Here is a 2,937-nt window from a genome sequence, read left to right as displayed (position 1 = left end):
TCCCCATCGGCGTACAGGCTTTCGGCAAAATCCGCACCGGCGGATTCTACTATGTGGATAAAACCGCCTACCTTCATCAACTGATCGATGAAGGCAGCTATTATTTCCTCTCCCGTCCCCGCCGTTTCGGCAAGAGCCTGCTGCTGGATACCCTCAAGGAGCTGTTTGAGGCCAACGAACCCCTGTTCCGCGGCCTGTACATCCACGACCGCTGGGACTGGCAGACCCGTCATCCGGTCATTCGACTGAGTTTTGCCGATGGGGTTATGGGCAACCGGCGGCAGCTGGATGAACGCATCGAGGAAATGCTCTCTCAGCAAGCCGAAAGATTACAGGTCACTCTGGAAAATCGAAGCATTGCCGGACGATTCGGAGAACTGATCCGCCGCGCCCATCATCAGCACGGCCAGCGGGTGGTGGTCCTGATCGACGAATACGACAAGCCCATCCTGGACAACATCACCGGTGCAGAAGTGGCGAGGGAGCTACGGGAAGGCCTGAAAAACCTGTACTCCGTCCTCAAGGACGCCGATCCCCACCTGAAGTTCTGCCTGCTCACCGGCGTCTCCAAGTTCAGCAAGGTCAGTTTGTTCTCCGGACTGAACAACCTCCGTGACATCACCCTCTCCCGGGACTACGGCGCCATCTGCGGCTACACCGACGAGGACATCAATTCCGTCTTCGCCGCGGAATTGCCGGGCCTGGATCGGGACCAAATCCGGCAGTGGTATAACGGTTATCGCTGGGGGGATGAGCGGTTGCCCTCGGTCTACAACCCCTTTGACGTACTGTTGCTTTTCCAGGAGCGGGAATTTCGGCCTTACTGGTTCGAAAGCGCCACGCCCACCTTTCTGGTCAAGCTCCTGTCTGAGCGGGGCGTGTTCACCCCCCGTCTGGACCATCTGCAGACCAAGGCCAGCCTGCTGGGCCGCTTCGACGTGGACGAGATTGCCACCGAAGCCCTCTTGTTCCAGACCGGCTATCTCACCGTGCACAAAGTGGAAGAACCCATCACCGGTTACTGGCTCTATACCTTGGGCTATCCCAACCGGGAAGTGGAGGCCAGCCTGAACGAATCCCTGCTGCCGGCCCTGGGGCTGGAGGCCTCACGGGCGCAGGAGTCCCAGATGCACGCGCTCATGGCGTTGCGCAGCCACGACCTGTCCGCCCTGGAAACCCACTTCAAGGCCCTGTTTGCAGGTCTGCCCCACGACTGGTACCGCAACAACCCCATTGCTCAATATGAAGGCCATTACGCCAGCGTGTTCTACAGCCACTTGGCCGCCTTGGGCCTGGCCATCACCGTGGAAGATGCCGGCAACACGGGCCGGGTGGACATGACGGTGGATTTCAATGGCCACATTTATCTGTTCGAGTTCAAGGTGGTGGAGCAGGTACCGGAGGGCAGGGCGCTGCAGCAGCTTCAGGACAAGGGCTATGCCGACAAGTACCGGGGGCAGGGCAAGCCCATCCATCTCATCGGCGTGGAGTTCTCCAGGGAACAGCGGCAGATCATCGCTTTTGACGCGCTGAGCCTTTGATCCGGATACCGAACATGCCCTTTTCGTCACTCCCGCGAAAGCGGGAGTCCGGAATCCTTCGCTCTGTTACCGGCCGATGGATTCCCGCTTGCGCGGGAATGACGCAGATTTATCCGGCGCGGATTTATCCAGCCTGGCAACGGCCCTCGGCCACGGGTCAATTACACACGACACACAAAGTCAGCCCCGTCACTGTCCATGTGACGGGGCTTTGTGTCGCGCGGCCGGGCCAATCCCTGGATTCTTCCGTGAGCCTGAGAGTTCGTCCTTGAGCGCCGATACGTGGCGACAAACTCAAGATCCCATAACTCCAATATGGATACAACCGCTTGGCGTGAAAAATGGGAAATGCTTCATATTTTCTTTTCTTTGGTTCCTTCCCTGGGGAGGGAATGCCTTTGCGCTCGCAACCAAAGGCCGCTCCCGCAAGGCCAGCCCCGGCTTCGTGGTATTCTGCCCCGACAGTGAACCTCCAGGAGCCGAGTTCCTTCCATGGCTACCCAGCTCAACCTCCCCATCGGCGTACAGGCTTTCGGCAAAATCCGCACCGGCGGGTTCTACTATGTGGATAAAACCCCCTACCTTCATCAACTGATCGATGAAGGCAGCTATTATTTCCTCTCCCGTCCCCGCCGCTTCGGCAAGAGCCTGCTGCTGGATACTCTCAAGGAACTGTTCGAGGCCAACGAGCCCCTGTTCCGTGGTCTGTACATCCACGACCGCTGGGACTGGCAGACCCGCCATTCGGTCATCCGGATCAGTTTTGCCGATGGGGTCATGCAGACCCGGGAAACCCTGGATGCCCGTATCCGTCATCTGCTGGCACTCAACCGAAAGCGCCTGAATATCGACCACAGCGGCGCACCGGACATCGCCGGCGAGTTTTCCGATCTGATCCGCATGGCCCATCATCAGCACGGCCAGCGGGTGGTGGTCCTGATCGACGAATACGACAAGCCCATTCTGGACAACATCACCGATGCAGAAGTGGCGAGGGAGCTACGGGAAGGGCTGAAAAACCTCTATTCAGTCCTCAAGGACGCCGATCCCCATCTGAAATTCTGCCTGCTCACCGGCGTGTCAAAGTTCAGCAAGGTCAGCCTGTTCTCGGGGCTAAATAACCTGCGTGACATAACCCTCTCCCGGGACTACGGCGCTATCTGCGGCTACACCGACGAGGACATCGATACCGTCTTTGCACCGGAACTACCGGGCCTGGATCGGGACCAAATCCGACAGTGGTATAACGGTTATCGCTGGGGGGATGAGCGGTTGCCCTCGGTCTACAACCCCTTTGACGTACTGTTGCTGTTCCAGGAGCGGGAGTTTCGGCCTTACTGGTTCGAAAGCGCCACGCCCACCTTCCTGGTGAAGCTCCTCGCCGAACGCGGTCTTT

Annotated in this window: 2 protein-coding genes; both read left to right on the top strand. The window is 58.7% G+C overall.

What is annotated here, in order from left to right:
• The coding region (locus tag CKO35_RS17325) for an ATP-binding protein (protein WP_200177357.1) at positions 1 to 1,541 on the top strand (1,541 nt) is incomplete at its 5' end.
• A gap of 492 nt (positions 1,542 to 2,033) precedes the next feature.
• Positions 2,034 to 2,937: ATP-binding protein (locus tag CKO35_RS17320; RefSeq protein ID WP_200177356.1), on the top strand; the 904-nt coding region annotated here is incomplete at its 3' end.

The sequence above is a fragment of the Ectothiorhodospira shaposhnikovii genome (assembly GCF_016584105.1).
Classification (GTDB): domain Bacteria; phylum Pseudomonadota; class Gammaproteobacteria; order Ectothiorhodospirales; family Ectothiorhodospiraceae; genus Ectothiorhodospira; species Ectothiorhodospira shaposhnikovii.
This window is presented reverse-complemented; position numbering and strand designations above follow the sequence as displayed.